Origin of the sequence: Cellulomonas fimi ATCC 484 (assembly GCF_000212695.1) — a bacterium.
In the GTDB taxonomy this organism is placed as follows: domain Bacteria; phylum Actinomycetota; class Actinomycetes; order Actinomycetales; family Cellulomonadaceae; genus Cellulomonas; species Cellulomonas fimi.
In genome coordinates, this window is sequence record NC_015514.1 from 1438332 (window position 1) to 1465298 (window position 26967).

The window sequence follows — 26967 nt, forward strand, 5'->3', positions numbered from 1 at the left end:
GACGCGGGCAGTGGCCGTCGTGGAAGACGGCGTCCCGGGACCCGGACCGGACAGGGGTCGGCTCCTCGTCCGGTCCGGGTCGTCCGTGAGGCGTCAGACGCGGGTGGGCACCGCGTCGTCGGCCGGGGTGCCGGGCTGCGGGAGCAGCTCGGCGGGCTCGTCGTCGGGGGTCGGGGTCTCGGTCGAGGCCTGGATCCGCATGCCGTAGAACGAGCGGTGCACGAAGTACGTCGACGCGAGGAAGAACACCGCGGCGAGCGTGAGGACGAGCGCGTGACGGCCCTGGCCGGACAGCTGCACGGCCAGGTCGACCGCGAGCAGGCCGAACAGCGTCGTGAACTTGATGACCGGGTTGAGCGCGACGGACGACGTGTCCTTGAACGGGTCGCCCACGGTGTCGCCCACGACGGTCGCGTCGTGCAGCGGCGTGCCGTTGGCGTGCAGCTCCGTCTCGACGATCTTCTTCGCGTTGTCCCACGCGCCACCGGCGTTCGCCATGAAGATCGCCTGGTAGAGGCCGAACAGCGCGATGGAGATGAGGTAGCCGACGAAGAAGTACGGCTCGACGAACGCGAACGCGAGCGTCGCGAAGAACACCCCGAGGAACATCGTGAGCATGCCGCGCTGCGCGTACTGCGTGCAGATCTCGACGACCCGGCGCGAGTCCTCCTCGCTGGCCTTCTCGCTGCCGTCGAGGCGGATGTGCGTGCGGATGAACTCCACGGCCCGGTAGGCGCCGGTCGTGACGGCCTGGATGGACGCACCCGTGAACCAGTAGATGACGGAGCCGCCCGCGACGAGCCCGAGCAGGAACGGCGGGTGCAGCAGCGACAGGTTCTCCAGGCCGGTGGTGAGGCCGTCGGTGAGGCCCATGATGATCGAGAAGATCATGGTGGTGGCGCCGACGACGGCGGTGCCGATGAGCACGGGCTTGGCGGTGGCCTTGAACGTGTTGCCCGCGCCGTCGTTCTCCTCGAGCATCTGCTTCGCGCGCTCCCAGGCGGGGACGAAGCCGTGCGAGGCGCGCAGGTCCTCGTCGATCCCGTCGACGTCCTCGACGCCGGACAGCTCGTAGACGCTCTGCGCGTTGTCGGTGACCGGGCCGTAGGAGTCGACCGCGATGGTCACGGGGCCCATGCCGAGGAACCCGAACGCGACGAGGCCGAACGCGAACACGGCGGGTGCGTGCATGACCTCGTCGAGGCCCAGCTCGCTCACCAGGTAGGCGCCGCCCATGAGGGCCACGATCGTCATGCCGAGCCAGTACGCGGAGAAGTTGCCCGCGACCAGGCCGGACAGGATGTTGAGCGACGGCCCGCCCTCCTTGGAGGACGCGACGACCTCGCGCGTGTGCCGGCTGCCGGTGCTGGTGAACACCTTGACGAGCTCGGGGATGAGCGCGCCGGCCAGGGTGCCGCACGAGATGATCGTGGCGAGCTTCCACCACAGGCCGGGCGTGCCGTCGGCGAGGACGAGCCACGTGGTCGCGTAGGTCGAGACGATGCAGACGGCCGAGGTCAGCCAGACCAGCGACGTGAGCGGCTTCTCGAAGTCCATGCCCTCCGCGCCCGCGTACCGGCGCTGCGCGACGAGGTCGTTGACGGTGTAGGAGATGCCGGACGCGGCGATCATCACGGTGCGCACGACGAAGATCCACACGAGCAGCGCGGCCTGCACGCCCGGGTCCGGGACGCCGAGCAGCACGAACGTCACCAGCGCGACGCCGGTCACGCCGTACGTCTCGAAGCCGTCCGCGCTCGGGCCGACGGAGTCGCCGGCGTTGTCGCCGGTGCAGTCCGCGATGACGCCCGGGTTGCGCGCGTCGTCCTCCTTGATCTTGAACGCGATCTTCATGAGGTCGGAGCCGATGTCGGCGATCTTCGTGAAGATGCCGCCCGCGATGCGCAGCGCGGCCGCGCCGAGCGACTCGCCGACCGCGAACCCGATGAAGCACGCACCGGCGAGGTCGCCGGGCAGGAACAGCAGGATGACGAGCATGATCGCGAGCTCGAGGCTGATGAGCACCATGCCGATCGCCATGCCGGAGCGCAGCGGGATGCGGTGCAGCGGCAGGGCCTTGCCCCGCAGCGAGGCGAACGCCGTGCGGGAGTTCGCGTAGGTGTTGACGCGGATGCCGAACCACGCGACCGAGTACGAGCCCGCCATGCCGACGAGGCTGAACGCGATGACGACCGCGACGCGGCCCCAGTCGAACCCGACGAGGACCCGGTAGTAGACGACGATCACCGCGGCGATGAACGCCCACAGCACGACGAGGAACCGGCCCTGCTGGACGAGGTACGCCTTGCAGGTCGTGTAGATGAGCTCGGACACGGACCGCATCGAGTCGTGCACCTCGAGCCGCTTGAGCTGCGCGACCACGGTGACGCCGAACGCGAGGCCGAGCGCGCACACGACGAGACCGAGGCCGAGCCACACCCGGCCGGGCACCCCGGCGATCGTGACCGACCCGAGGTCGGGAAGCGCGAGCCCGGCCTCACCTCCGTGGCCGGAGCCGCCGCCGGCCTCACCGGTCGCGGCGCAGCCGGACAGCAGCAGGGCGAGGGTGGCAAGCGCTCCCACGGCGGTGGCCCGGGAGGCGGAACGGGGCGTGCGGGGACGTGCGGCGGGACGGTCGACGGGGGGTGCGGCGGGGCTGGCGGACGTCACGCGGCTGCGCGACTGCGATGTGGACACGGTCTTCCTCGGCTCGTGCGGAAACCCTTTGCTCTCTCTTGGAACGTAGGACTGGGCACCCGAGCGGACGTGTGACCTAAGTCTCGGTCGGGTGCGTGGGCCCGCGTGCAGCGGGCCCTCCGCGCGGCGTGTCGGGGGCGACTCGCCGTCGTCGCAGGTCAGCGCGTGGCGCGGCCCGTCCAGTGGGTGGGACGCGCGACGCGTCCGGGGAGCCGCGTCCCGAGGTTCCCCCGAGCGGCCGCAGCCTGGGGTCCGGTGACGAACAGCGCGTCCGTGAGGTCGGCGTCCCGCAGGTCCGCACCCCGCAGGTCGGCACCGACGAGGTCGGCGACGCGCAGGTCCGCTCCGCGCAGGTCCGCACCCATGAGCCACGCGCCGCGCAGGTCGACGGCACGCAGGTCCGCACCCGCCAGCCGGGCGCCCACGAGGTCCGCGCGCCGGCGGTCGCGGCGGCGGCCGGGCAGCCCGGCCCGCGCGGCGGCGCGCACCGCGGCGCTCGTCCGGGCGAGCACGTCGTCGACCTCGCGGTGCAGGCCGTCGACGACCGCGGCGTCGCGGACGGCGGGCGGGGTCTCGGCGAGCGCGACGACCGCGGCGAGCGCGCGACGCGCGTCGGCGTGCACGGCGGCGGCATCCGCGCGGTCCAGCGCGTCGTCCAGGTACCACGCGAACTCGTGCAGGCGCCGCTGCACCGCGAACGCGTCGGCCACCGCGGCGTCGGGGCGCACGGCGGGACCTCCGAAGGCGGCCGTCACGTGCTGGCCCGCCCCGAAGCAGTCGAACACGGTGCAGCCCGCGAACCCGCGCTCGCGCAGGCGGTCGTGGATGCCGCACCGCAGGTCGTCCTGCAGGTGCCCGCAGGCGGTCCCGGCCGGCTTGTCGACGGCGAAGTCCGCCGACCGCGCGAACGGCAGGACCACGCAGCACAGCGCGGCGCACCGGGAGCAGTCCGCGTGCAGCTCCAGCGGGACGCGTGCACCGGCCTGCTCCACCGCGACCTCCCGTCCCGTCCCCGTCCAGCCGACCCGCACGTGCGAGCAGCCGATCCGCGCGCGGTCGGCCCGGCGCGTGCCCGCCGACCGGCCGCGAGCCTACCCGCGCCCGCGGGCGGTCCCGCTGCGGGCGGCCGGGACCCGGAGCACGATGGTGCCCAGGACCGACGAAGGAGGGGACCGTGCCGAAGACGAGACGTGACGGCGAGCCGGTCCGCGACGAGCTCCCGAGCACGCTGCAGCGCTCGGGCGCGAAGGCGCAGCGCACGTTCGCGCACGCGCACGACGCGGCCCTCGAGCAGTACGACGGCGACGAGGAGCGGGCCTACCGGGTCGCGTTCGCCGCGCTCAAGCACACGCACGAGAAGGTCGGCGACCGCTGGCGGCCCAAGGAGGAGTACGGGCCCTCCGACGCGCGCGCCGAGCAGGGCGGTCGTGACGCGGACGCGCCCACGGCGGGCGGCGTCGACGCCAACGCCTCCAAGGCGCACCTGTACGACGTCGCGCGCGAGCTCGACGTCGCGGGGCGCTCACGCATGACCAAGGCGGAGCTCGTGGAGGCGATCCAGCGCGAGAACGACCGGCGGTCGCGGGCGGCGCTGCGCTGAGCAGCCGGCGTCCGCGGCGTGCCCGCGGCGTCCCTGGGCACGCGGTCCGGCCGGCCGGCCTCCGCACAACGGTGGAGGCGAACCGTCCGGTCGGCTGACCTGCGGCGGGGCGCCGCCGCCTACGCCGGCGCCATGGTCCTTGCCGTCGACGCGCCGCAGACGCCCGACGTCTGGCTGCACCCCCGGTGGCGGGGGTGGTCGCGCGTCTGGCGCTACCTGCTGGCCGCCGGGCTCGGGTTCTCGCTGTGGACCGCCCAGGTCGCCGCGCTCACGGTCCCGGAGATCGCGGGCGAGGCGGCGGTCACGCCGCCCTCGGAGGAGATCGTCGGCGCCGCGATCCTGCTCGACCTCGTCCTGGGCGTCGTGGCGCTCGCGCTGCTGCCCCTGCGCCGGCGTCATCCGCTCGCCGTGGCGGTCGCGACGACGGCGGCGACCGCCGTGTCGGCGATCGCGATCGGGGCGTCGACGTTCGCGATCGTGTCGATGGCGACGTGGCGGCGCGGCCGGTGGCTGGTGGTCGTCGGGGCCGTCTGGATCAGCACGACGCTGTACTCGAGCTACCTGCACGTGCCGACCGTGTGGGGCACCGAGAACAGCACGTCGACGCACCTGACGGACATCGTCGTGGGGGTCGCGATGCTCGCGGTCCTCGTCGGCACGGGGCACGGCATCGCGACGCGCCGGGAGCTCCTCGCGTCGCTGCACGCGCGCGCCCAGGCCGCCGAGCGTGAGCGCGCCCTGGCCACGGAGGTCGCGCGCGAGGCGGAGCGCACGCGCATCGCCCGGGAGATGCACGACGTCCTCGCGCACCGCATCTCGCTCGTCGCGCTGCACGCGGGGGCGCTCGCGTACCGCGACGACCTCACGCGCGAGCAGGTCGTCGAGACCGCGGGGACGATCGCGGCCGCCGCGCACGCCGCGCTCGCGGAGCTGCGCGACGTGCTCGGCGTGCTGCGCGACCCCTCCCAGCCCGGCGCCGTGGAACGACCGCAGCCCACGCTCGAGGAGGTCCCGGCCCTGCTCGCCGAGGCGCGCGAGGCCGGCACCGACGTACGCCTCGACACCGACGGGCTCGACCCCGACGCCGCCCGCGAGCTCGGCGCGTCGATCTCGCGCACCGCGTTCCGGGTCGTGCAGGAAGCGCTGACCAACGCGCGCAAGCACGCCCCGCGGCAGCCCGTCGAGGTCGTGCTCGCGGGGGAGCCGGGCGGCGACCTGGCGATCGAGGTGCGCAACCGCGCGCTCGTGACCGCGGGGGCCGGGCACCGCCCCGGGGTCGGCCTGGTCGGGCTGACCGAGCGCGCCACGCTCGCCGGGGGCGAGCTCGAGCACGGCTACCGGTCCGACGGCACGTTCGTCGTGCGCGCACGGCTGCCGTGGCCGGCATGACCGCGCCGGTCCGCGTCGTCGTCGTCGACGACGACCCCCTCGTGCGCACCGGGCTGCGGATGATCCTCGGCGGCGCACCCGAGATCGAGCTGGTCGGCGAGGCGTCCGACGGTCAGCAGGGCGTCGACGTCGTCGTGCGGACCGCGCCCGACGTCGTGCTCATGGACGTCCGGATGCCGCGCATGGACGGGCTCGCCGCGCACCGCCGGCTGCGCGACCTCGGCTCCCGCGCCCGCGTCCTGGTGCTCACGACCTTCGACGCGGACGACCTGGTGCTCGCGGCGCTGCGGCAGGGCGCCGCGGGGTTCCTGCTCAAGGACACCCCGCCGCCCGACCTCGTCGCCGCGGTCCGGCGGGTCGCCCTGGGCGAGCCGATGCTGTCGCCCAGCGTGACGTCGCAGCTCATCGCGGCCGTCACGGCGGCGCCCGTCCCGGACCGCCCGCGCGAACGGGCGCGGGCCCTGCTCGCGACGCTCACCGAGCGCGAGCGCGAGGTCGCCGAGGCCGTGGGCGCGGGGATGTCGAACGCGGAGATCGCGCGCACGCTGCACCTGGGCGTCGCGACGGTCAAGACGCACGTCGGCAACGTGCTCGCCAAGCTCGACGCGACCAACCGGGTGCAGATCGCCCGCTGGGTGCACGAGGCGGGCGACGAGCGCGCCTGACGCACGCCCGCGGCGTCGCGGGCAGGTCCGCTCCGCGCCCCGGGGTCGGGCGACCGCGGCGAGCGCCGCCGTCAGTCGCCCTCGAGCGCCGGCAGGATCGTCGTCGGGATCGCGAACGCCAGCGTGACCGCGAGGATCGCGCCGACGAACGTCCAGCGCGTCCAGTCCTCGCCGGTGAACGACACGGCGAACAGCGCGATGCCCGCGGCGAACGACAGGAACGCGAAGAACGTGCCGACGACACGACCGGCCGACTCCGACCGGTCCTCGTCCCGGGGTGCGATGACCGGGTAGCTCATGGGGACACCTCCTCGTCCGCGTCGATCCTGCCCGGGTCCGCGCTCCCCGGCCACCGGCGGGGGCCGGTCGCCGGTGCGGCGCGGGCCCGCGGGTCAGCGCAGCGGGATCGCCCGGGGCGAGCGCGGGCCGAACCGCGGCGCGCGCCCGGCCGTCGTCGTCTCGATGAGCCGGACGACGCGCTGCCGGTGCCCGCGCCAGGGTTCGAGCAGCTCGAGCATCCCGTCGTCGTCCGTGCGCCGGCCCGTCAGGGCCCACCCGACGAGGTGCGCGAGGTGGAAGTCCCCGACCGAGACGGCGTCGGCGTCGCCGAGCGCCCGTGACGTCGTCTCGGCGACCGTCCACGGCCCGACGCCGCGCACGGCCAGCAGCCGCCGGCGGGCGTCCGGCAGGGGCATCGTCACCGTCTCGTCGAGCCGGCGCCCCACGGTCGCGACGCGCTGCACCGTGGACGACCGCTGGTCGTCCACGCCCGCCTGCCGCCACTCCCAGACGGGCAGGTCGCGCCACGTGGACCACGGTGGCGGCACGCGCATCGTCGCCGGCACCGGCCCGGGGGCGGGCGACCCGTGCCGCGTCACGAGCCGGCGCCACGCCGCGCGGGCGTCGGCGCCGACGACGCGCTGCTCGAGCACGGCGGGCACGAGCGCCGCGAGGACGTCGCCGCCCGTGGTCAGGCGCAGCCCCGGCACCCGCCGGTGCGCGTCGCGCACCACGGGGTGCAGCGACGGGTCGAAGCCCGACGGGTCGTCGTGCGCGCCCAGCAGCGCGGGGACCGCGGCGACGGCCCGCTCGGCACCCGGTCCCCAGGCGGCGACGTGCACGCCGTCGCGCGCCACGGCCAGGCGGCGGGTCGCGGGACCGTCGGGCGTCGCGAGCGCGTGCCACAGCGCACCGTCGGGTGCGGTCCACCAGCAGGGGTCGCCGGTGCCGCGGCGCAGCGGGGCGAGCGTGCGGCGGACGTCGAGGCGCTCCGCGGGACGGTAGACGTCGGTGCGTCCGGGCGCCTGCGGGCGCGCGCCGTCGGTCGCGGTGTCCGGGAGCACCCGTCCAGTGTGCGCCTCCCGGATGCCGGTCGGGGCGTCGGGAGGCACGCTGTGCCGGTGACGGTCCGGGTGGGCATCAGCGGCTGGCGCTACGCGCCGTGGCGCGGCGTGTTCTACCCGCGCGGCCTCCCGCAGCGCAGCGAGCTCGAGTTCGCGGCCCGGCGGATGACGTCGATCGAGGTCAACGGCTCGTTCTACGCGCTGCAGCGGCCCGAGAGCTACCAGCGGTGGGCGGCGGCCACGCCCGAGGACTTCGTCTTCTCCGTCAAGGGTCCGCGCTTCGTCACGCACATGAAGAAGCTCGCCGACGTGGCGACCCCCGTGGCGAACTTCTTCGCGAGCGGCGTGCTCGCGCTCGGCCCTCGCCTCGGCCCCGTGCTGTGGCAGCTGCCGCCGACGCTCGGGTTCGACGCCGACCGGCTCGCGGAGTTCTTCGCGCTGCTGCCCCGCTCCACGGCCGCCGCGGCCGCGCTGTCGGAGCGTCACGACGAGCGGCTCGACGGGCGCGCGTGGACGACGACCGACGCCGACCGGCCGCTGCGGCACGTGCTCGAGGTCCGGCACGCGACGTTCGAGACGCCCGCGTTCGTCGACCTGCTGCGCGCGCACGACGTCGGCCTCGTCGTGGCGGACACCGCCGGGCGCTGGCCGCTGCTCGAGGACGTCACGTCGGACGTCGTCTACGTGCGCCTGCACGGCGACACCGAGCTGTACACCAGCGGGTACGACGACGCGGCGCTGGACCGGTGGGCGATGCGCGTGCGCGCGTGGGCCGCGGGCGGTGAGCCGCCCGACGCGCGCCGGCTCGGCCCGCCGGCCGGCGCCGCCGACTCCCGCGACGTGTACGTCTACTTCGACAACGACGTGAAGGTCCGGGCGCCCGTCGACGCGATGGCGCTCGCGGCGCGGCTCGGGCTGCGGGCGGAGGCGGCGTGAGCGGGTCGATCGCGGTCACGTCGGGCGACGGCACGCTGCGCGTGACGCTGCACGGCGCGGTCGACCTCGGCGTCCGCGAGTCCGCCGCGCCCGTGTGGGCGGCCCTCGCGAGCGGTTCCGGTGCCGTGGTCGTGGACTGCCGGGACGTGACGTTCCTCGACTCGACCGGGCTGACGGTGCTCGTGCGGCTCGTGCGCGACGCGACCGAGTCGGGCCGGGCGGTCCGCTGGGACGGCGCGAGCCAGGCGGTGACCGACCTGCTCGAGATGACCGGGGTGGACACCTGGATGCGCGTGCGCGGCGTCGAGGGGATCTGACCCGCGGGCCCGGCGTGCGGTGCGCTCAGTGCCCGCGCAGACGCTCGATGAGGCGGCGGTCCCGCTTGGTCGGGCGGCCCGCGCCGCGGTCGCGCTGCGCGACGAGCGCGACGTGCTCCTTGGGCGGCACCGCGGGGGAGCGGTCGAGGTAGCAGCCGACGGCGACCTCGGCGCCGACGCGCTTGACGACGAGCCGTTGCACGACCACCACGCGCTCGCGGGCGCCGCCACGGACGTGCACCTCGTCGCCGGGCACGACCTGCGTCGCGGGCTTGGCGCGCTCGCCGTTGACGCGCACGTGACCGGCCCGGCAGGCCGCCCCCGCGGCCGAGCGGGTCGGGAACAGGCGGACGGCCCACGTCCACGCGTCCACGCGTGCTCGGGTCACCTCGGGCATGCCCCGACTCTCTCACGGCGCGACGCGCCGCGGACGGGCACGGTGAAACGCTTCGTCGAAGCGCTTGAACTGGCCGCGTCGCGGTGCGGGACCCCAGGCTTCGACGAGGCGGGCCGCGGGTGCCCGTGACCACGGGAGGACCTCGACGATGACGACGACGCTCTCGCGACGGCTCGCGGGCACGCTGGCCGCGCTGCTGCTCGCGCTCGCCGGTGCGCTCGCGCTGGCCGGGCCGACGCAGGCCGCGGACCCGGTGCGGATCATGCCGCTCGGCGACTCGATCACCGGCAACCCCGGGTGCTGGCGCGCGCTGCTGTGGCAGAAGCTCCAGCAGGGCGGCCACACCGACGTCGACATGGTCGGCACGCTGCCCGCGCAGGGCTGCGGCGTCGCGCACGACGGGGACAACGAGGGCCACGGCGGCTACCTCGTGACGGACGTCGCCGCGCAGGGACAGCTCGTCGGGTGGCTCGCCGCGACCGACCCCGACGTCGTCGTGATGCACTTCGGCACCAACGACGTGTGGAGCGCGCGGACCACGCAGCAGATCCTCGACGCGTACACGACGCTCGTGCAGCAGATGCGGGCCAGCAACCCGCAGATGCGCGTGCTCGTCGCGCAGATCATCCCCGTCGCCCCGCCGACGTGCGCCCAGTGCCCCGCCCGGACGGCGGCCCTCAACGCCGCGATCCCCGCGTGGGCGGCCGGGATCACGACCGCGCAGTCGCCCGTCGTGGTCGTCGACCAGGCGACGGGCTGGGTGCCGGCGACGGACACCTCCGACGGCGTGCACCCCGACGAGGACGGCATCGTCAAGCTCGCCGACCGGTGGTACCCGGCGCTCGCGGCGGTCCTGGACGGCACGACGCCGACCCCGACGCCCACCCCGACGCCCACCGTCTCGCCCACCCCGACGCCCACCCCGACGCCCAGCGTCACGCCGACCCCGACGCCCACGCCCGGCGGGGCCACGTGCACGGCCTCCTACGCGGTGTCGAGCCAGTGGCAGGGCGGCTTCGTGGCGAGCGTCCGCGTCACGGCGACGAGCCCCGTGTCGTCCTGGACGGTCGCCGTCACGCTCCCCGGCGGCGCCGTGCAGCACGCGTGGAGCGCGACGGCGACGACCAGCGGCTCGACCGCGACGTTCGCGAACGCGGCCTGGAACGGCACGCTCGCCGCGGGGCAGCAGGCCGACCTCGGCTTCCAGGGCACCGGCAGCCCGACCGCCTCGGCGGTCACCTGCACCGCGACCCGCTGACGCCGGCGGTCGCCCGTCGGACGCCCCGGCGGACGCACGACGGCGGCGGCGAGACCTTCCCCGGTCCCTCGCCGCCGCCGTCGTCAGGCGTGCGTGCGCGTCAGGCGACGCGCGTGATGCGGACCTGCCAGGCCTCGGGGCCGTCGACGAGGACCTCGGTCTCGATCGTCGCGCGCTCGGCGAGCTGCGCGAGCAGCGGGCGCGGCAGGTGCGGCGCGACGAGGATCAGCGACTTACCGGGGGCGATCGCCTCGAACGCGCCGAAGACGGTCGCGTGGCGGATGGCGTGCGGGATCGCGCGGACGTCGAGGACCGGGTCGGCGGCGTCGTCGTGGCCGCCGCAGCCGCAGCTGTGCCCGGCGGGCTCGGTGGCGGGGGCGGTGGTGAGGATCTCGACGTTCTCGGCAGCCATGGGGCTCTCCTTCGGTTCGGTGCGGGTGGAGCGGGTCGTGCAGGTCGTGCGGTCGGGGGACGGGGTCCCGGACGGCCCGGCCGTCAGCGTGTCACCGGTGCTCGGCCGGTGCCCCGGGACGTTCGGCCCGTTCCCAGCCGGGGCGCGTGACGCGCGTCCCACGCCGGGCGTCCCGGGTCCGATAGACGACGTACGGGCGCACCAGGTAGCCCACGGGCGCGGACAGCACGTGCACGAGCCGGGTGAACGGCCAGATCGCGAACAGCAGCATCGCGGACAGCACGTGGGCCTGGAACATGCCGGGCACGTCGGCCATGAGCGACGCGTCGGGGCGCAGCGACGCGAGCCCGCGGATCCACGGCGCGATCGACCCGCGGTAGTCGTACCCGCCGCCGAGCACCTGGAACAGCACGGTCGCGGCGGTGCCGCAGAGCAGGGTCGTGCCGAGCACGACGTACATGACCTTGTCGGACGTGCTCGTCGCGCGCCGCACGGCCCCGACGACGCGGCGCCGGTAGACGAGGATCGCGAGCCCGGCGAGCGTCAGCGCCGCGGCGAGGCTGCCCGCCCACGTGGCGACGAGGTGGTAGGTGTGCTCGTGCACCCCGACGGCCTCGAGCCACGCGCGCGGGACGAGCAGCCCGACGACGTGCCCGCCGACGACCATGAGGATGCCGAGGTGGAACATCGGCGAGCCGATGCGCAGCAGCCGGCTCTCGTGCACCTGCGACGAGCGTGTCGTCCAGCCGAACTGGTCGTGCCGGTAGCGCCACACGTGCCCGAGGACGAACACCGCGGCGGCGACGTACGGCACCACGACCCACAGCAGGACGGCGGTGGTGGTCGTCATGCGGGGACCTCCTGGCGCACGGTGGGGAAGGGCAGCAGCGGCGCGGACAGCCCGACGGTCTCGCCGGGCGGCCCGGACGCGACGAGGTCGGCGAACCGCTGCGCGGTCGCGTCGTCGACGGCCGGCAGGGTGCGGCACACCGCGTCGAGGACGTGCGCGTACGGGCTCGCGGCGGCGTGCAGCGCCGAGCGCAGCACCTCGAGCCCCTCGCGGTGCGTCCCGAGCAGCGCGTCCGTGACGGGGCCGGGTGCACGCGCGGACAGCTCGAGCACCGCGGGCAGGTAGTCGGGCAGCTCGTCGTCGTGCGGCTCGAACCCGCACGCGCGGTACGCCTCGCGGCACGTCACGAGCGCCATCCCGCGCCGCCGGGTGTCGCCCGAGGAGTAGTACGTGAGGTACAGCGCGCACCGGCGGCGCAGGTCGAACGTCGTGACGTAGTGCGCCTGCTGCTCGGCGAGGTCGAGCGCGTCGACGGCGTCGAGGTGCGCGAGGAACGCCTCGGCGACGCCGCGCGGCAGTCCGGCGACCGTGGAGCGCAGGAGCGGGTGGTGCGCGCGGACGTGCTCGGTGGGGTAGTCGAGCAGCATCGCGGCGGCGAGGTGCGCGAGCGACCGCTCGCCCGTCGTGACCCGGACGGGCTCGAGGAACGGCAGCGAGCGGCGGCTCATGCGTGCGCTCCCGTCGGTCCGTCGCCGTACCCGGGCTGGCCGGGCGCGGGCGGGAACAGCCCCGCGTCGCCCCGGTCGCCGCCCCAGCTCAGCAGGTTGACGCGCGTGGGCCGGTCGGCGCGCTCCGTCGCCGGGTGGAACGACTCGACGCCCACGGCCTGCTGGGCCAGCGCGACCGGGCGCTCGCCCCGCCTGCGTGTGCGCGGTCCGCCCATGCCCGGCCCGCCCTCGCCGTCGAGCGAGCAGCCGGCGGCGATCTCGTCGAGCGCGCGGGCGCTCTCGGCGTGCGCGGGCGGCACGACGTACCGGTCCTCGTACTTCGCGATCGCCAGCAGCCGGTACATCGCCTCGACCTCGTCGGCCGTCATGCCGACCGACGCCGCGATGCGCGGGTCCTGCTCCGTGCCGAGGTTGACGTTGCGCATGTGCGCGCGCATCGCCGCGAGCCGTCGCAGCACGGCCGTGACCGGCCGGGTGTCGCCCGCGGTGAACAGGCCCGCGAGGTACTCGACCGGGATGCGCAGGCGCTCGATCGCGGCGAACAGCGTCCGGGCGTCCTCCCCGTCGTTGCCCGAGCCGGAGACGACGTCGACGACCGGGGACAGCGGCGGCACGTACCAGACCATCGGCAGCGTGCGGTACTCGGGGTGCAGGGGCAGCGCGACCTCGAACCTCGAGATGAGCGCCCACACCGGGGAGCGCTGCGCGGCGAGCACCCAGTCGTGCGGGATCCCGTCGCGCTGCGCCGCGGCGACGACCTCGGGGTCGGACGGGTCGAGCAGCACGGAGCGCTGCGCGGCGAGGAGCTCGTGCGGGTCCTCGACGGTCGCGGCCTCGAGCACGCGGTCGGCGTCGTACAGCACGAGCCCGAGGTAGCGCAGGCGCCCGACGCACGTCTCCGAGCACACCGTCGGCAGCCCGACCTCGAGCCGCGGGTAGCACATCGTGCACTTCTCGGCCTTGCCCGTGACGTGGTTGAAGTAGACCTTCTTGTACGGGCAGCCCGAGACGCACATGCGCCAGCCGCGGCACGCGTCCTGGTCGACGAGCACGATGCCGTCCTCCGCGCGCTTGTACATCGCACCCGACGGGCACGACGCGACGCACGACGGGTTGAGGCAGTGCTCGCAGATGCGCGGCAGGTAGAACATGAACGCCTGCTCGAGCTCGGCCTTCACGCGGTCGCTCATCTGCGCCAGGACGGGGTCCTTCTGCATGGTCGCCGCGGAGCCGCCGAGGTCGTCGTCCCAGTTCGCCGACCAGGTGATCTTCGTGTCCTCGCCGGTGAGCAGGGACTTGGGGCGGGCCACGGGCGTGTGCTCGCCCTGCGGGGCCGACAGCAGGACGTCGTAGTCGTACGTCCACGGCTCGTAGTAGTCGCGCACCTCGGGGAGCCGGGGGTTGGCGAAGATGTGCGACAGCTTGGTGAACCGGCCACCGGAGCGCAGGCGCAGCCGGCCCCGCCTGTTCAGGGTCCAGCCGCCGCCCCAGCGGTCCTGGTCCTCGTACGTGCGCGGGTAGCCCTGACCAGGCCGGGTCTCGACGTTGTTGAACCACACGTACTCGACGCCCGCGCGGTTCGTCCACGCCTGCTTGCACGTCACCGAGCAGGTGTGGCACCCGATGCACTTGTCGAGGTTCATGACCATCGCCATCTGCGCCATGACCTTCACGAGCCGCTCCCGACAGCCGTGCCGATGGTGGGGGACATCAGTACGTCACCTCCTGGGAACGCCGACGGATGGTCGTGACCTCGTCGCGCTGGTTGCCCGTCGGGCCGAGGTAGTTGAAGGCGAAGGACAGCTGGGCGTACCCGCCGACGAGGTGGCTCGGCTTGAGCAGCACGCGCGTCAGGGAGTTGTGGATGCCCCCGCGCAGGCCCGACGTCTCGGACCGCGGCACGTCGACCGTCCGGTCCTTGGCGTGGTACATGAACACCGTCCCGGCGGGCATCCGGTGCGAGACGACGGCCCGCGCGACGACGACGCCGTTGCGGTTGTACGCCTCGACCCACTCGTTGTCGGTGACGCCGATGGTCGCGGCGTCCTGCGGGGACATCCAGATCGTCGGGCCGCCGCGGGACAGCGTGAGCATGTGGAGGTTGTCCTGGTACTCGGAGTGGATGGACCACTTCGAGTGCGGCGTCAGGTAGCGGACGGCGACCTCGGCGTGGCCGTCCGAGCCGGGTGCGCCCGACGCGTCGGTCGACCCCGGGCGGGCGTCGCCGAACAGCCGGTGCAGGTCGAGCGGCGGCCGGTAGACCGGCAGGTTCTCGCCGAGCTCGCTCATCCAGTCGTGGTCGAGGAAGAAGTGCTGCCGGCCGGTGAGCGTGTGCCACGGCTTGAGGTGCTCGACGTTGATCGTGAACGCCGAGTACCGCCGCCCGCCGTGCTCGGAGCCCGACCACTCCGGCGACGTGACGACGGGCACGGGCCGCGCCTGCACGTCGGGGAAGGTGATGCGCTTGCCCTCGTGGTCGCGGGCCAGCGACGCGAGCTCCGTGCCCGTGCGCCTCTCCACGCGTTCGAAGCCCTGCACCGCGAGCCGACCGTTGGTCGTGCCCGACAGCGCGAGGATCGCCTCGCACACGTGCCGGGCGTCGTCGAGGCGCGGCTGCCCGGCGGCGACGCCGTCACGGACGGTCCCGTTCACCCGGGCGAGCTCGGCGACCTCGACGTCGGGGCTGAACGCGACGCCCTTGGTCACCATGCCGACCTTCGCGGTGAGCGGGCCGAGCGCGGCCCATCGGTCGGCGAGCGTCGCGTAGTCCCGCTCGACCACGACGAGCCTCGGCATCGACACGCCGGGCACGCGCCCCATCGCCTCGGGGACCGCGCCGTGCGGCGTCGCGAGCTCGTCGGGCGTGTCGTGCAGCAGCGGCACCGCGACGAGGTCCTCGCGCGTGCCCAGGTGGTCGACCGCGAGGTCCTGGAACGCGCGGGCCAGCGTGTGGAAGACGTCGAAGTCGGTCCGGGTCTGCCACGGCGGCGCGATCGCCGGGTTGAACGAGTGCACGTAGGGGTGCATGTCGGTGGTCGACAGGTCGTGCTTCTCGTACCAGGTCGCGGCGGGGAGCACGACGTCGCTGAACAGCGTCGTCGACGTCATCCGGAAGTCGCTCGTGACGAGCAGGTCGAGCTTGCCGCGGGGCGCCTCGTCCCGCCACGTCATCGACTGCGGGCGGCGGTCGGGCTCGGACTCGGGCGCGCGCACCGCGGAGTCGGTGCCGAGCAGGTGCCGCAGGAAGTACTCGTTGCCCTTGCCCGACGAGCCGAGCAGGTTCGCCCGCCACACCGTCAGCACGCGAGGGAAGTTCGCGGGGTCGTCCGGGTCCTCGCACGCGTACCGCAGCCGTCCGGCCTCGAGCTCGTCGACGACGTGCTGCGCCGGGTCGACGCCCTTCGCGCGCGCCTCGGCCACGAGGTCGAGCGGGTTGCGGTCGAACGTCGGGTACGACGGCATCCAGCCGCGCTGGGCGCTCTCGACCAGGCAGTCCGCCGTCGTGCGGCCCGTGAACCGGCCCTCGGCCAGCGGTGACGCGAGCGCGTCGGCGGGCAGGCCGTCGTAGCGCCACTGGTCCGTCGCGAGGTACCAGAACGCCGTGCCGATCATCTGCCGCGGCGGCCGCACCCAGTCCAGGCCGAACGCGTACTGCGCCCAGCCCGTGACCGGCCGGCACTTCTCCTGGCCGACGTAGTGCGCCCAGCCGCCCCCGTTGACGCCCTGGCAGCCGGTCATGGACATGAGCGCGAGGAAGGTGCGGTAGATCGTGTCGGAGTGGAACCAGTGGTTGGTGCCCGCACCCATCAGGATCATCGAGCGCCCGCCGGAGTCCTCGGCGTTCTGCGCGATCTCCCGCCCGATCCGCGCGGCGGCCGCGGCGGGGACGGACGTGATCTCCTCCTGCCAGGCGGGGGTGCCGGGCGACGACGCGTCGTCGTAGCCGGTCGGCCACGTGCCGGGCAGGCCGTCGCGGCCCACGCCGTACTGCGCGAGCAGCAGGTCGAACACGGTGGTCACGACCCGCCCGCCGAGCCGCGTCACCGGCACGCCGCGGCGCACGACGCCCGCGCCGCCCTGGTGCTCCGCGCCCTTCTCGGGGGCCAGGTCGAAGCGGGGCAGGTCGACGGCGACGGCGTCGTCGCCCGCCGCCGCGCCGCGGACGTCGCGGATCGACAGCACGGGCTCGACGTCGCCCAGGTCGAGGTTCCAGCGCCCTTCCTGCGCGGGGTCGAACCGCCGGCCGAGCGACCCGTTCGGGACGTGCGGCGTGCCGTCGGCGTCGAGGACCACGGTCAGGAACGCCGCGTCGCGCGCGTCGGCGTCCGCCCCGGCGAGGGCCCCCAGCGTGTCCGCGGTGAGGAACTTGTCGGGCACCCACGCGTCGCCGCGCTGCTTGAGCGTGACCAGGTGCGACGCGTCGGTGAACCGGCGCAGGTAGTCCGCGAACCGCTCCGTGCGCCGCTCGACGAGGAACTCGCGCAGCACCACGTGCCCCATGGCGAACGCCAGCGCGCCGTCCGTGCCCGGGTGCGGGGCCAGCCACTCGTCGGCGAGCTTGGTGTTGGCCGCGTAGTCGGGGGACACCGCGACGACCTTCTGGCCCCGGTAGCGCGCCTCGGCGAGGAAGTGGGCGTCGGGCGTGCGCGTCACGGGGACGTTCGAGCCCCACATGACGAGGTACGACGCGTTCCACCAGTCCGCCGACTCCGGCACGTCCGTCTGGTCGCCGAACACCTGCGGGGACGCGACCGGGAGGTCGGCGTACCAGTCGTAGAACGACAGCATCGTGCCGCCGAGCATCGAGACGAACCGCGCGCCCGACCCGTGCGACACCATCGACATCGCCGGGATGGGGGAGAAGCCCGCGACGCGGTCCGGCCCGAACTCCTTGATGGTGTGCACGTGCGCGGCGGCGACGATCTCGGACGCCTCGTCCCACGTCGCCCGGACCAGCCCGCCCTTGCCGCGCGCCGACTTGTACGCGCGCGCCGTCTCGGGGTCGGACGTCACCTGCGCCCATGCCGCCACCGGGTCGCCTGTGCGGGCCTTCGCCTCGCGGTACGCCCGCAGCAGCACGCCGCGCACGTACGGGTAGCGGACCCGCGTCGGGGAGTACGTGTACCAGGAGAACGACGCGCCCCGCGGGCAGCCCCGCGGCTCGTACTCGGGGGAGTCCGGACCGACCGTCGGGTAGTCGGTCTGCTGCGTCTCCCACGTGATGATGCCGTCCTTGACGTACACCTGCCACGAGCACGAGCCCGTGCAGTTCACGCCGTGCGTCGAGCGCACCACCTTGTCGTGCGACCAGCGGTCCCGGTAGAACGCGTCGCCCTTGCGGCCCCCCTCCAGGAAGAGGCTGCGCAGGTCGGGCGACACCGTCCCGGGCCGCAGCCGCGCCCCGACCCGCAGCAGCGTGTCGACGGCCGGGTTGTCGGTCCCGGCGGGGCCGGGCTGGCGGGATGCGGGCACGAGGACCTCCGAGGGAGCGGCGGCGGTGACGCGGGTGCGGGGGCGGGGTGGCTCAGCTCGGGCGCGGGGCGCCCGGCCGGGCGTACTGGACCCAGGTCAGGACGGTGCAGGCCGCGAAGAAGACCGTGCAGCCCACGAAGAACGCGGTCGGGGAGAACGCGGACAGCGCCATGCCGACGAGGAACGGCCCGAACGCCGCGACCGACGACGTGAACCCGATGACGCCGCCCGCCCGACGCCGGTCGAAGATCATCGGCATCTGCTTGAACGTGCCCGCGTTGCCGATGCCGGCGAACGTGAAGATCGCGAGCATCCCGCCCAGGAAGCAGCCGAACTGCGTGACGTCCGTGGGACGCAGGAAGAACAGCGTGAAGACCGTGCTGGCCGTCATGCCGATCCCGGAGACGAGCGTCCACACGGCACCGCCGAACCGGTCGCACAGCGGGCCCCACGCGGCGCGCGTGATCGAGCCCAGGAGCGGGCCGAGGAACGCGAACTTCAGCGGGTCCGGAGCGCCCTCGAAGTCGCCGAACAGGTTGAGCGTGAGCAGGCCGAGCTGCGCGGCGAACCCGGAGAACGCGCCGAACGTCATGGTGTAGATGGCCGTCATGTACCACGTGTGCCGGTCGCGGAAGATGTCGAGCTGCTGGCGGATGTTCGCCGTGACCGGGACGCGCTTGAGGTACATCGCCGACAGGCCGATGCCGAGCAGCACCCACGGCACGAGGACGAGGCCCGCGTTGTGCAGCCACATCGAGCCGCCGTCGGCCTTCTGCTGCGGCGTGAGCGCCGCCGTGCCGAGCAGCCCGAAGCCGATGACCCACGGCACGAGGAACTGGATGAGGCTCACGCCGAAGTTGCCGAGCCCGGCCTGCAGGCCCAGGGCCGTGCCCGCCATGCGCTTGGGGAAGAAGTAGCTCGTCGACGGCATGAAGCCCGCGAAGGCGCCGCCGCCGAGGCCCGCCGCGACCGCGAGCAGCAGCAGCACGGTGTAGGACGTGGACGGGTCCCGGACCGCCATGGTCCAGCCCGCCATGGGCAGCAGCATGAGCGTCGCCGTGCCGCCGACCAGCGTCTTGGTGCCGAGCATGGGCGGCAGGAACGTGTACGCCATCCGGAACAGGCCGCCGGCCAGCCCGGGGATCGCCACGAGCCAGTACAGCTGCTCCTTGCTCAGGTCGTAGCCGATGACGTTGAGACGCGGCGCGATGGCGCTCACGAGGTACCACACGCAGAACGCGAGCGTGAGGTTGTACGTCGTGATCCACAGGGTGCGCCACGCGATGCGGCGGTCCCACGTGGAGTCGTCCTCGGGGTTCCAGTTCGCGAGGTCCGGCGCGAGCGCGGTCGGTGCGGCGGTCATCGGGTCCTCCTCGGGTGCGCCGGGTACGGCGTCGGGGGAGGCCGTCGTCAGCCTCCTCGTCGCCGAGCATCCCGGGCGGGCCGGAGCCGTCTCCAGCGCGAGTGCCGTGGAAAACCGGACGCCTGTCGACGGGCGTCAGCAGGGCTGGGGGACCGGCTCGCGGTCGTGCGCGCGCAGCTCGAGGACGCAGTGGTGCGGCTCCACGAACGGCCGCAGCTCGGCCGCCTCGACGGGACCGCCGACGGCGTCGAGCACGCCCTGCGCGAGCCCGAGGTGCACGCTGCAGACGACGTCCGGCCGCTCGCGCGCGAGGTCGAGGAACGGGCAGCGCCACAGGTGGAACCGCAGCGGCGCCTCCTCCAGGTCCGGGTCGAAGCCGAGCCGGTCGAGGTGCGCGCACAGCGCGTCGAGCTGGCGCTGCTGCGGCGGGGGCTCGGACGCCGCGCCGGGCGCCGTCGGGCGGACGGCGGCCACGGCGCTCGCGGCCAGCGCACGGCCCGCGGCCCGTGCGGTCTCGGGGACCGACTCGACGGGCCGGCCGTAGCCCTGCAGCAGCACGCGGCTCAGCGCCGCGCCGGCGATCGCGTCCTCGAGGCGCCGGGCCGCGACCGGGTCGGTCCGCACGTCCTGCGACGTGACCGCGCGGTAGACGATGCGCGGCCGTCCCCGCGTGGTGCGGACCTCCGGCTCGCGGTGCACGAACCCGTCGACCACGAGCCGCTGCAGGTGCTCGCGTGCCGTGTTCTCGTGCAGGCCGGTGCGGTCGGCCAGCTCGCCGACCGTCGCCGGACCGCCGCTCTGCAGCAGGTGCAGCAGGTCGACGCGGCTGCCCGAGCCGAGGGTGCGCGCTGCGGCGGTGCGACGGGACATGGGCCGATCATCGAGGCGGTGTGACGCGCGCTTCTCGGGACCTCCGTCCCATCCGCAGGCCAGGGGAGCAAATCTACGGTCGAGCCGTGAAAACCCGTGACCTGCGTGGACGAGTCGTCCTGATGGTGCCCGTCGCCGTCGCGCTGCTCGCCGGGCTCGACGCCGCGCTGGTCCTGCTCGGGCTGCCCGCGCCCGTGACGACCGAGCGCCTGCCGGACGTGCACGGCGCGCTCATGGTGCTCGGCTTCGTCGGCGCGCTCGTCGCGCTCGAACGGGCCGTCGCCGTCGGACGCCCGCTCGGCTACCTGTCGCCCGCGCTCCTCGGCGGGGGCGGCCTGCTGCTGCTCAGCCCGCTGCCCCTGGCCGCCGGTCGGCTCGCCCAGCTCGGCGGCACGCTCGTGCTCGTCGGGCTGTACGCCGTCGTGTGGCGGCGGCAGGCGGCCGCCGCGGTCGCCGTGCAGGGCCTCGCCGCGCTGCTCGCCGTCGGGTCCGCCGTGCTGTGGCTCGGCGACGTGCCCGTGCCCCGGCTCGTGCCGTGGTGGGTCGGGTTCCTCGTCCTCACCGTCGCAGGGGAGCGCCTCGAGCTCATGCGCGTCGCCGCCCCGCCCCCCGTCGCCGAGCGCGGCGTCGTCGGCGCCGCGCTCGCGTTCCCCGTCGCGGCCGCCGTCGCGCTGCTCGCGCCCGACGCCGGCTACCCGCTGCTCGGCGCGACGCTGCTCGTCGTCGTCGGGTTCCTCGTGCGGTACGACGTCGCGCGTCGCACGGTGCGCGCCACCGGGCTGCCGCGGTTCATGGCCGCCGCGATGCTCGCCGGGTACGGCTGGCTCGCGGTCGCCGGCGGGCTGTGGCTCCTGCGCGGCCCCCTGCTCGCCGGTCCGGGCTACGACGCCGTCCTGCACGCGGTGTTCCTCGGCTTCGTCATCTCGATGGTCATGGCGCACGCGCCCGTGATCCTGCCGGCCGTGCTGCGCCGCCCGCTGCCCTACCGGGCCGCCATGTGGGGTCCGCTCGTCGCGCTGCACGTCACGCTCGCCGTCCGCGTCGGGCTCGGCGACGCCCGTGACCTGCCGGTCGTGGTGCAGGTCGGTGGCGTCGGCAACATCCTCGCGCTGCTCGCGTTCCCGGTCGTCGCGGTCCTGTCCGCACGTGCGGCGGCGCGCGCGACGGCCGTGCGTGCGCCGGCGCGCGCCGCTGCGCCCGTGGGTGCAGCGCCCATGACCGGACCACCCGTCGCCGAAGCGGCCGCGGCCGAGGTGACGGCGTGACGCGCGCGTCCTTCCACCTGCGCGCCAACGCCCTCGTCGGCGCGTGGCTCGTCACCGCCGTCCTCGCGACGCTCGTGCACCGTGCCGTGCCCGCCGCCGGGTGGCTCATGGTGCACCTGCTCCTGCTCGGCGCGGTGAGCACCGCCATCCTCGTCTGGAGCCAGCACTTCGCCGACACGCTGCTGCGTCGGCCCGCCCCCGGCGGTCGGCGCGGGCACGCGGTGCGCCTCGCCGTGCACACCGTCGGCTCGGTGCTCGTCGTGGCGGGCCTCGTGTCCTCCGTGTGGGCGCTCGTCGTCGCGGGCGGGGCCCTGGTCGCCGGGGGCGCCGTGACCCACGTCGTCGTGCTGGTCCGGCAGGGACGCGGCGCGCTGCCCTCGCGGTTCGGGCCCATGGTCCGCTACTACGTCGTCGCGAGCGCGCTGCTGCCCGTCGGGGTCACGCTCGGGGTCCTCATGGCGCGCGGCGACCTGCCCGACGAGGTGCACGGGCGCGCCTACGTCGCGCACGTCGCGCTCAACCTGCTCGGGTGGGTCGGCATCACCGTGCTCGGCACGCTCGTCGTGCTGTGGCCCACCGTCCTGCACGCGCGCATCGACGAGCGTGCCGAGGCCGCCGGGCCGCGTGCCCTGCCCGTCCTCGTCGCGGGCCTGGGCGTCGTCGGAGCGGGCGCCGCGACCGGGTGGCGCCCGCTCGTCGGCGTCGGGTGCCTCGTCGTGGTCGCCGGGTGCGGCGTGCTCGTGCGGTCGATGGTCGACCAGGCGCGAGACGCCGCCCCGCGCACGTACGCGGCGTGGACGGTCGGGGCGGCCGTCGCCTGGCTCGTCGCGTGCACGCTCGCCTACGGGGCGATCGTCGCGACGGCGCCGTCCTGGGCCGACGCCGTCGACCGGGTGCGGGTGCTCGTCGCACCGTTCGCCGTGGGGTTCGCCGCCCAGGTGCTCGTCGGGTCGCTGTCCTACCTGCTGTCCGTCGTCCTGGGGGGCGGTCCCGCCACCGCGCGCCGCACGGCCGCCGAGCTCGACCGCGGCGCGCTCGTGCGGCTCGTGCTCGTCAACGGCGGGCTCGCCCTCTACGTCGCGCCCGTCCCGGCGGCCGTCCGGGTCGTGTGCTCGCTCGTCGTGCTCGGCGCGCTCGTGACGTTCCTCGTCCTCGCGCTGCGGGCCGTGGTCCTGGCCCGCCGCGCCGGGCCGCCCGTCCCCGTCCCGCGCCCCGCCGGCGCGGTACCGGCGGTCGAGGTCCCGCGCCCGCACCGCAGCGGTGCCGCCGCCGTCGGCGTCGGGGTCCTCGCGCTCGTCGTCGCCCTCGGGGTCGCGCTCGACCCGCCCGCCGCGGGCATCGGCCTGGTCTCCGCCGCCGACGCGGACGGCGTCGCCGCGACGGGGGAGACGCGGACCGTCCGCGTCGAGGCGCACGACATGCGCTTCTCGCCCGACCGGATCGAGGTGACCGCGGGCGACCGGCTCGTCATCGAGCTCGTCAACACCGACCCGCAGACGGTGCACGACCTCACGCTCGCCACGGGCGCCACGACCGGCCGTCTCGCGCCGGGGGACTCCGCGACCCTCGACGTCGGCGTCGTGGGGCGGTCCCTCGAGGCGTGGTGCGCGGTGGCCGGGCACCGGTACATGGGGATGACGCTCGACGTCGTCGCCGTCGGCGGGGCGACGGTCACCGCCGACGACGGCGCGGACCCGGCCGACCCGGGTGCCGAGACGGCTCAGGGAGGCCGTGCGGGTCACGGCGCGGCGGGCACGGCCGGCACGTCCGCAGCCGCGGACCTCGACCTCATGGCCGCCCCCGACGACGCGTTCGTCGCCCGCGACGCGACCGCCCCCGCCCCGCTGCCCGCCGGGCGGACCCACCGGCGCACGCTCACGGTGCAGGAGGTCGAGCGCGAGGTCGCGCCGGGCGTGACGCAGACGCTGTGGACGTTCGACGGCACGGCCCCCGGGCCGGTCCTGCGCGGCCAGGTCGGCGACACGTTCGAGATCACGCTCGTCAACGACGGCAGCATCGGCCACTCGATCGACTTCCACGCGGGCGAGCTGGTCCCGGACGACACCATGCGCACCATCCCGCCGGGGGAGTCGCTGACGTTCTCGTTCACCGCGACGCGCAGCGGCATCTGGATGTACCACTGCTCGACGATGCCGATGAGCCTGCACATCGCGAACGGCATGTCCGGGGCCGTCATCGTCGACCCGCCGGGCCTGCCCGCGGTCGACCACGAGTACGTGCTCGTGCAGTCCGAGCTGTACCTGGGCCCGCAGGGCGGTGTCGCGGACCCGGAGAAGATCGCGGCGCGCACGCCCGACCTCGTCGTCCTCAACGGCTACGCGCACCAGTACCGCGACCGTCCGCTGGAGGTGACCGCGGGGGACCGGGTGCGGTTCTGGGTGCTCGACGCCGGACCGAACCGCCCGTCGGCGTTCCACGTCGTCGGCACGCAGTTCGACACCCTGTACCGGGAGGGCGACTGGGTGCTGCGCGACGGTGGCTCGACCGGCACCGGCGGCGCACAGGTGCTGGCGCTCGCGCCGGCGGAGGGCGGGTTCGTCGAGCTCACGGTGCCCCAGCCCGGCACGTACCCGTTCGTCTCGCACGCGATGTCCGACGCCGAGGCGGGCGCGTCGGGCCGGCTCGTCGTGACGGCCCCCTGACACGACGGCCCACACCGTGCCGCCCGGGTGCGGCCCGGGTGCGGCCCGGGTGTGGCCCGGACGCCGGACGTACGGTGGACGCATGACCTCTCCCACTCCCTCGTCCTCGCCTGCCCTCGACCGGACCGTCGCGATCCGCGGCGGGTACGTCGTCCCCGTGAGCGCCCCGCCGATCGAGGACGGCACGGTGCTCGTGGTCGACGGGCGCATCGCCGCCGTGGGCGGCCCGGAGGTCGAGGTCCCGGCGGGCGCGCGCGTCGTCGACGCGACGGGTCGCTGGGTGCTGCCGGGGTTCGTCGACGGGCACGCGCACGTGGGTCTGCACGAGGAGGGCGAGGGGTCCGCGGGCAACGACACCAACGAGATGGTCACGCCCAACACGGCGGGCGTCCGCGCGGTCGACGCCGTGAACATCGAGGACGAGGGCTTCCGTGACGCGCTCGCGGGCGGGGTCACGGCGGTCGTCGTCAAGCCGGGGTCGGGCAACCCGGTCGGCGGGCAGTCGGTCGCGATGAAGACGTGGGGCGGGCGGACGGTCGACGAGCAGGTGATCTCGGCGTCGGTGAGCGTGAAGTCGGCGCTGGGCGAGAACCCGAAGCGCGTGTACGGCGAGCGCAAGCAGCTCCCGTCGACGCGTCTCGGCACGGCGCTGGTGATCCGCGAGGCGTTCACGAAGGCCCGGCACTACGCCGCGGCACGCGCGGCCGCGGCGACCAAGGGCGAGCCGTTCGCGACGGACCTCGCCCTGGAGACCCTCGCCCGCGTGCTCGACGGCGAGCTGCTGTGGGACCAGCACACGCACCGGCACGACGACATCGCCACCGCGCTGCGGCTGGCCGACGAGTTCGGCTACCGCCTCGTCGTCAACCACGGCACCGAGGCGCACAAGATCGCGGACGTGCTCGCGGAGCGCGACGTGCCGGTGATCTTCGGCCCGATGCTCACGAGCCGCTCGAAGGTCGAGCTGCGGGACCGGGCCGTCGCGAACCTCGCGGCGATCGCGGCCGCGGGCGTGCGCGTCGCGATCACGACCGACCACCCGGTCGTGCCGATCAACTTCCTCGTGCACCAGGCGACGCTCGCCGTCAAGGAGGGCCTGCCGCGCCAGACGGCGCTCGAGGCGCTCACGACGAACCCGGCTGCGTTCTACGGGCTGGACGAGCGGATCGGCGCGCTGGAGGTGGGGCGCGACGGCGACGTCGTCGTGTGGTCGGGCGACCCGCTCGACGTGCACGCGCGCGCCGAGCACGTGCTCGTCGCCGGCCGCACCGTCTACACGTGGGACACCGAGGCGCACCGGGGCCGCGTGGTCGAGCGCGCGGAGCGCTTCACCCGCTGACTCGCCCCGCCCGCCGCACGGGCGACGGCACCGCCCCGGGAGCGTGGGGCGGTGCCGTCGGTGGTGCGTCGTCGGGCGGGAGGGGTGACCCGGTCCCGCCCGACGACCGTCACTTGTAGGTGATCGACGAGGTCGAGTACCCGCAGGCCGCGGACGGCCCGGAACCGGTCTTCGACGGCTCGCCGGACGTGACGCCCTTGTACGCGTCGCAGATGGAGATCTTCTTCGAGGAGTCGCCGATGATCGTCACGTCGGTGATCGTCGCCTTGTCGCCGAGGTTCGGGTTGATCCCGACGAGGGACTTGCCGGGTGCGGTGACCTGGACGTTGTCGACGACGACGGTGCGGGCGTACTGCTTGGAGCAGTTGCCGCACGAGCGGTAGAGCTTGCCGAAGCTCGAGACCTGGAAGTTCGTGATGACGAACGTGCCCGGGCCGTTGTGCTGGAAGACCTTGTCGGACGCCGACCGGGCGCCGCCGCCGTTGACGGTCATGACCTGCGACGAGGCCGTGCCCTTGAACGTCGCCGCGTCCTCCTCGACGTCTTCCCACCAGACGTTCTCGAGCGTGCAGGTGCCGGTGCAGTGCACGCCGTCACCCGCGCCGGTCCCGAGGATGACGTTCTTCAGCACGGCCCCGTTCTCGAGCTTGAACATCGGCGGCTGCGACTCGCTCTGACCGCCGGCCGAGATGCCGTAGTGGCGGACCATGCCGCCGTCGAGCGTGCCCGTCACCGTGATGGTGCTCGACACCTTCTTCTCGCCCTTGGCCGTCGGCCAGGCGGGGAAGGAGCCGGGGGTCGACGTGGGCTGCGTCGTGGGCTTCGGCGTCGCGCTGGTCGTCGGCCTGGGCGTGGACGACGTCGTGGGTGCGGGCGTGCCGGTGGCGCCGACCTTCACGAGCTCCCACTGCTGGTGGTACGACTTGCCGTCGGTGAGCTGGACGACCGCCGCACCCGCCGACGTCGACGCGCCGGCGATCGAGACGGCCTTGCCGGAGCCGCGGTTGACCAGGCGCACGTAGTCGCTCTGCGCGGCGATCGAGAACTGCTGCGCCGTGCTGCTCTGGTCCGTCTGCTGGACGAGGGCGGCACCGTCGGACGTGCTGGCCGACGCCACGCCGAGGACCTTGCCCGAGGCGCGGTTGTGCAGCTCGTACCAGCCGCTGCCGACGCTCACGAAGCTCCACTGCTGGGACGCGGCGTCCGTGCGCGTGGCCGTCACGGCCGCGGCGCCGTCGGACGTCGAGGCGCCCTTGACGTCGACGACCTTGCCGCTCTTGCGGCTGACGAGGACGTAGGACGCGCCACCGTCGGGCGTGGCCGCGGACGCGGCGGGGGCGACCGCGATCGCGGTCGCGGCGGCGAGCACACCGGTGACGGCGAGTGCGACGACCTGCCGGGCGCGGCGCGTGGTCGGGCGGGATGTCATGAACGACCTCCGGGTAGGAAAGCGATTGCTGGGA

Annotated in this window: 22 protein-coding genes; 9 read left to right on the plus strand and 13 right to left on the minus strand. The window is 74.6% G+C overall.

The genetic code is table 11. The annotated features are described in order from the left end of the window. Positions 1 to 93: 93 nt before the first annotated feature. Both CELF_RS06620 and CELF_RS06625 read right to left on the minus strand, forming a co-directional pair. A complete protein-coding gene (locus CELF_RS06620; RefSeq protein WP_232014317.1) occupies positions 94 to 2583 on the minus strand; it encodes a sodium-translocating pyrophosphatase in 2490 nt (829 codons plus the stop codon). 272 nt (positions 2584 to 2855) lie between these two features. Next, a complete protein-coding gene (locus CELF_RS06625) occupies positions 2856 to 3689 on the minus strand; it encodes a pentapeptide repeat-containing protein (RefSeq protein WP_013770481.1) in 834 nt (277 codons plus the stop codon). A 182-nt stretch (positions 3690 to 3871) separates the two neighbouring features. Between CELF_RS06625 and CELF_RS06630 the strand changes: the two genes are divergently transcribed. The 3 genes from CELF_RS06630 to CELF_RS06640 all read left to right on the plus strand — a co-directional run bounded on the left by CELF_RS06630 (position 3872) and on the right by CELF_RS06640 (position 6351). Continuing rightward, positions 3872 to 4297 (plus strand): ChaB family protein, encoded by a 426-nt coding sequence (locus CELF_RS06630; protein WP_013770482.1) that lies wholly within the window; start codon positions 3872 to 3874, stop codon positions 4295 to 4297. A 132-nt stretch (positions 4298 to 4429) separates the two neighbouring features. Further along, positions 4430 to 5686 carry a sensor histidine kinase gene (locus CELF_RS06635; RefSeq protein WP_013770483.1) on the plus strand — a complete coding sequence of 419 codons (1257 nt, stop codon included), beginning with the start codon at positions 4430 to 4432 and terminating at the stop codon, positions 5684 to 5686. After that, entirely contained in the window at positions 5683 to 6351 is a 669-nt protein-coding gene (locus CELF_RS06640) for a response regulator (protein WP_013770484.1), read from the plus strand. Before CELF_RS06635 ends, CELF_RS06640 begins: the two co-directional genes overlap by 4 nt. Before the next feature lie 71 nt (positions 6352 to 6422). Here the strand turns inward: CELF_RS06640 and CELF_RS06645 are convergent, their stop codons facing one another. Together CELF_RS06645 and CELF_RS06650 are read right to left on the minus strand one after the other, a co-directional pair. After that, positions 6423 to 6650 (minus strand): hypothetical protein, encoded by a 228-nt coding sequence (locus CELF_RS06645; protein WP_013770485.1) that lies wholly within the window; start codon positions 6648 to 6650, stop codon positions 6423 to 6425. A gap of 93 nt (positions 6651 to 6743) precedes the next feature. Further along, on the minus strand, positions 6744 to 7694 hold the full coding sequence (locus CELF_RS06650; RefSeq protein WP_049791439.1) for a DNA-3-methyladenine glycosylase family protein: 951 nt from the start codon (positions 7692 to 7694) through the stop codon (positions 6744 to 6746). A gap of 51 nt (positions 7695 to 7745) precedes the next feature. Between CELF_RS06650 and CELF_RS06655 the strand changes: the two genes are divergently transcribed. Next, on the plus strand, positions 7746 to 8630 hold the full coding sequence (locus CELF_RS06655; protein ID WP_013770487.1) for a DUF72 domain-containing protein: 885 nt from the start codon (positions 7746 to 7748) through the stop codon (positions 8628 to 8630). Continuing rightward, entirely contained in the window at positions 8627 to 8947 is a 321-nt protein-coding gene (locus tag CELF_RS06660; protein WP_013770488.1) for an STAS domain-containing protein, read from the plus strand. Before CELF_RS06655 ends, CELF_RS06660 begins: the two co-directional genes overlap by 4 nt. 25 nt (positions 8948 to 8972) lie before the next feature. On the opposite strand, the gene CELF_RS06665 is transcribed toward CELF_RS06660, so the two are convergent. After that, positions 8973 to 9344, minus strand: coding sequence for an RNA-binding S4 domain-containing protein (locus CELF_RS06665; RefSeq protein WP_013770489.1), 372 nt, complete (start codon positions 9342 to 9344; stop codon positions 8973 to 8975). A gap of 148 nt (positions 9345 to 9492) precedes the next feature. Here CELF_RS06665 and CELF_RS06670 point away from each other — a divergent pair, with 148 nt between their 5' ends. Continuing rightward, the gene (locus CELF_RS06670; RefSeq protein ID WP_013770490.1) at positions 9493 to 10602 is read left to right on the plus strand and encodes a GDSL-type esterase/lipase family protein; all 1110 of its coding nucleotides are present in this window, start codon (positions 9493 to 9495) and stop codon (positions 10600 to 10602) included. A 100-nt stretch (positions 10603 to 10702) separates the two neighbouring features. Here the strand turns inward: CELF_RS06670 and CELF_RS06675 are convergent, their stop codons facing one another. The 7 genes from CELF_RS06675 to CELF_RS06705 form a co-directional block, all read right to left on the minus strand. Continuing rightward, positions 10703 to 11014: a DUF2249 domain-containing protein gene (locus tag CELF_RS06675; protein ID WP_013770491.1), complete on the minus strand. Its 312-nt coding sequence runs from the start codon at positions 11012 to 11014 to the stop codon at positions 10703 to 10705. Between the two features lie 91 nt (positions 11015 to 11105). Continuing rightward, positions 11106 to 11864: a respiratory nitrate reductase subunit gamma gene (gene narI, locus CELF_RS06680; RefSeq protein ID WP_013770492.1), complete on the minus strand. Its 759-nt coding sequence runs from the start codon at positions 11862 to 11864 to the stop codon at positions 11106 to 11108. After that, positions 11861 to 12532 carry a nitrate reductase molybdenum cofactor assembly chaperone gene (gene narJ / locus CELF_RS06685; protein ID WP_013770493.1) on the minus strand — a complete coding sequence of 224 codons (672 nt, stop codon included), beginning with the start codon at positions 12530 to 12532 and terminating at the stop codon, positions 11861 to 11863. Before narJ ends, narI begins: the two co-directional genes overlap by 4 nt. After that, positions 12529 to 14205: a nitrate reductase subunit beta gene (gene narH, locus CELF_RS06690; RefSeq protein ID WP_013770494.1), complete on the minus strand. Its 1677-nt coding sequence runs from the start codon at positions 14203 to 14205 to the stop codon at positions 12529 to 12531. Before narH ends, narJ begins: the two co-directional genes overlap by 4 nt. 37 nt (positions 14206 to 14242) lie before the next feature. After that, on the minus strand, positions 14243 to 18004 hold the full coding sequence (locus CELF_RS06695; RefSeq protein WP_013770495.1) for a nitrate reductase subunit alpha: 3762 nt from the start codon (positions 18002 to 18004) through the stop codon (positions 14243 to 14245). A 52-nt stretch (positions 18005 to 18056) separates the two neighbouring features. Then, on the minus strand, positions 18057 to 19367 hold the full coding sequence (locus CELF_RS06700; RefSeq protein WP_013770496.1) for an MFS transporter: 1311 nt from the start codon (positions 19365 to 19367) through the stop codon (positions 18057 to 18059). A 135-nt stretch (positions 19368 to 19502) separates the two neighbouring features. After that, a complete protein-coding gene (locus CELF_RS06705; protein WP_013770497.1) occupies positions 19503 to 20237 on the minus strand; it encodes a helix-turn-helix transcriptional regulator in 735 nt (244 codons plus the stop codon). Between the two features lie 122 nt (positions 20238 to 20359). Between CELF_RS06705 and CELF_RS06710 the strand changes: the two genes are divergently transcribed. From CELF_RS06710 to CELF_RS06720, 3 genes are all read left to right on the plus strand, one after another. Beyond that, positions 20360 to 21502, plus strand: coding sequence for a hypothetical protein (locus CELF_RS06710; protein WP_013770498.1), 1143 nt, complete (start codon positions 20360 to 20362; stop codon positions 21500 to 21502). Continuing rightward, positions 21499 to 24165 (plus strand): multicopper oxidase domain-containing protein, encoded by a 2667-nt coding sequence (locus CELF_RS06715; RefSeq protein ID WP_013770499.1) that lies wholly within the window; start codon positions 21499 to 21501, stop codon positions 24163 to 24165. Before CELF_RS06710 ends, CELF_RS06715 begins: the two co-directional genes overlap by 4 nt. Positions 24166 to 24247: 82 nt before the next feature. After that, positions 24248 to 25504 (plus strand): amidohydrolase, encoded by a 1257-nt coding sequence (locus CELF_RS06720; protein ID WP_013770500.1) that lies wholly within the window; start codon positions 24248 to 24250, stop codon positions 25502 to 25504. A gap of 109 nt (positions 25505 to 25613) precedes the next feature. Here the strand turns inward: CELF_RS06720 and CELF_RS06725 are convergent, their stop codons facing one another. Next, positions 25614 to 26933 (minus strand): pectate lyase, encoded by a 1320-nt coding sequence (locus CELF_RS06725; protein WP_013770501.1) that lies wholly within the window; start codon positions 26931 to 26933, stop codon positions 25614 to 25616. Positions 26934 to 26967 lie beyond the last annotated feature (34 nt).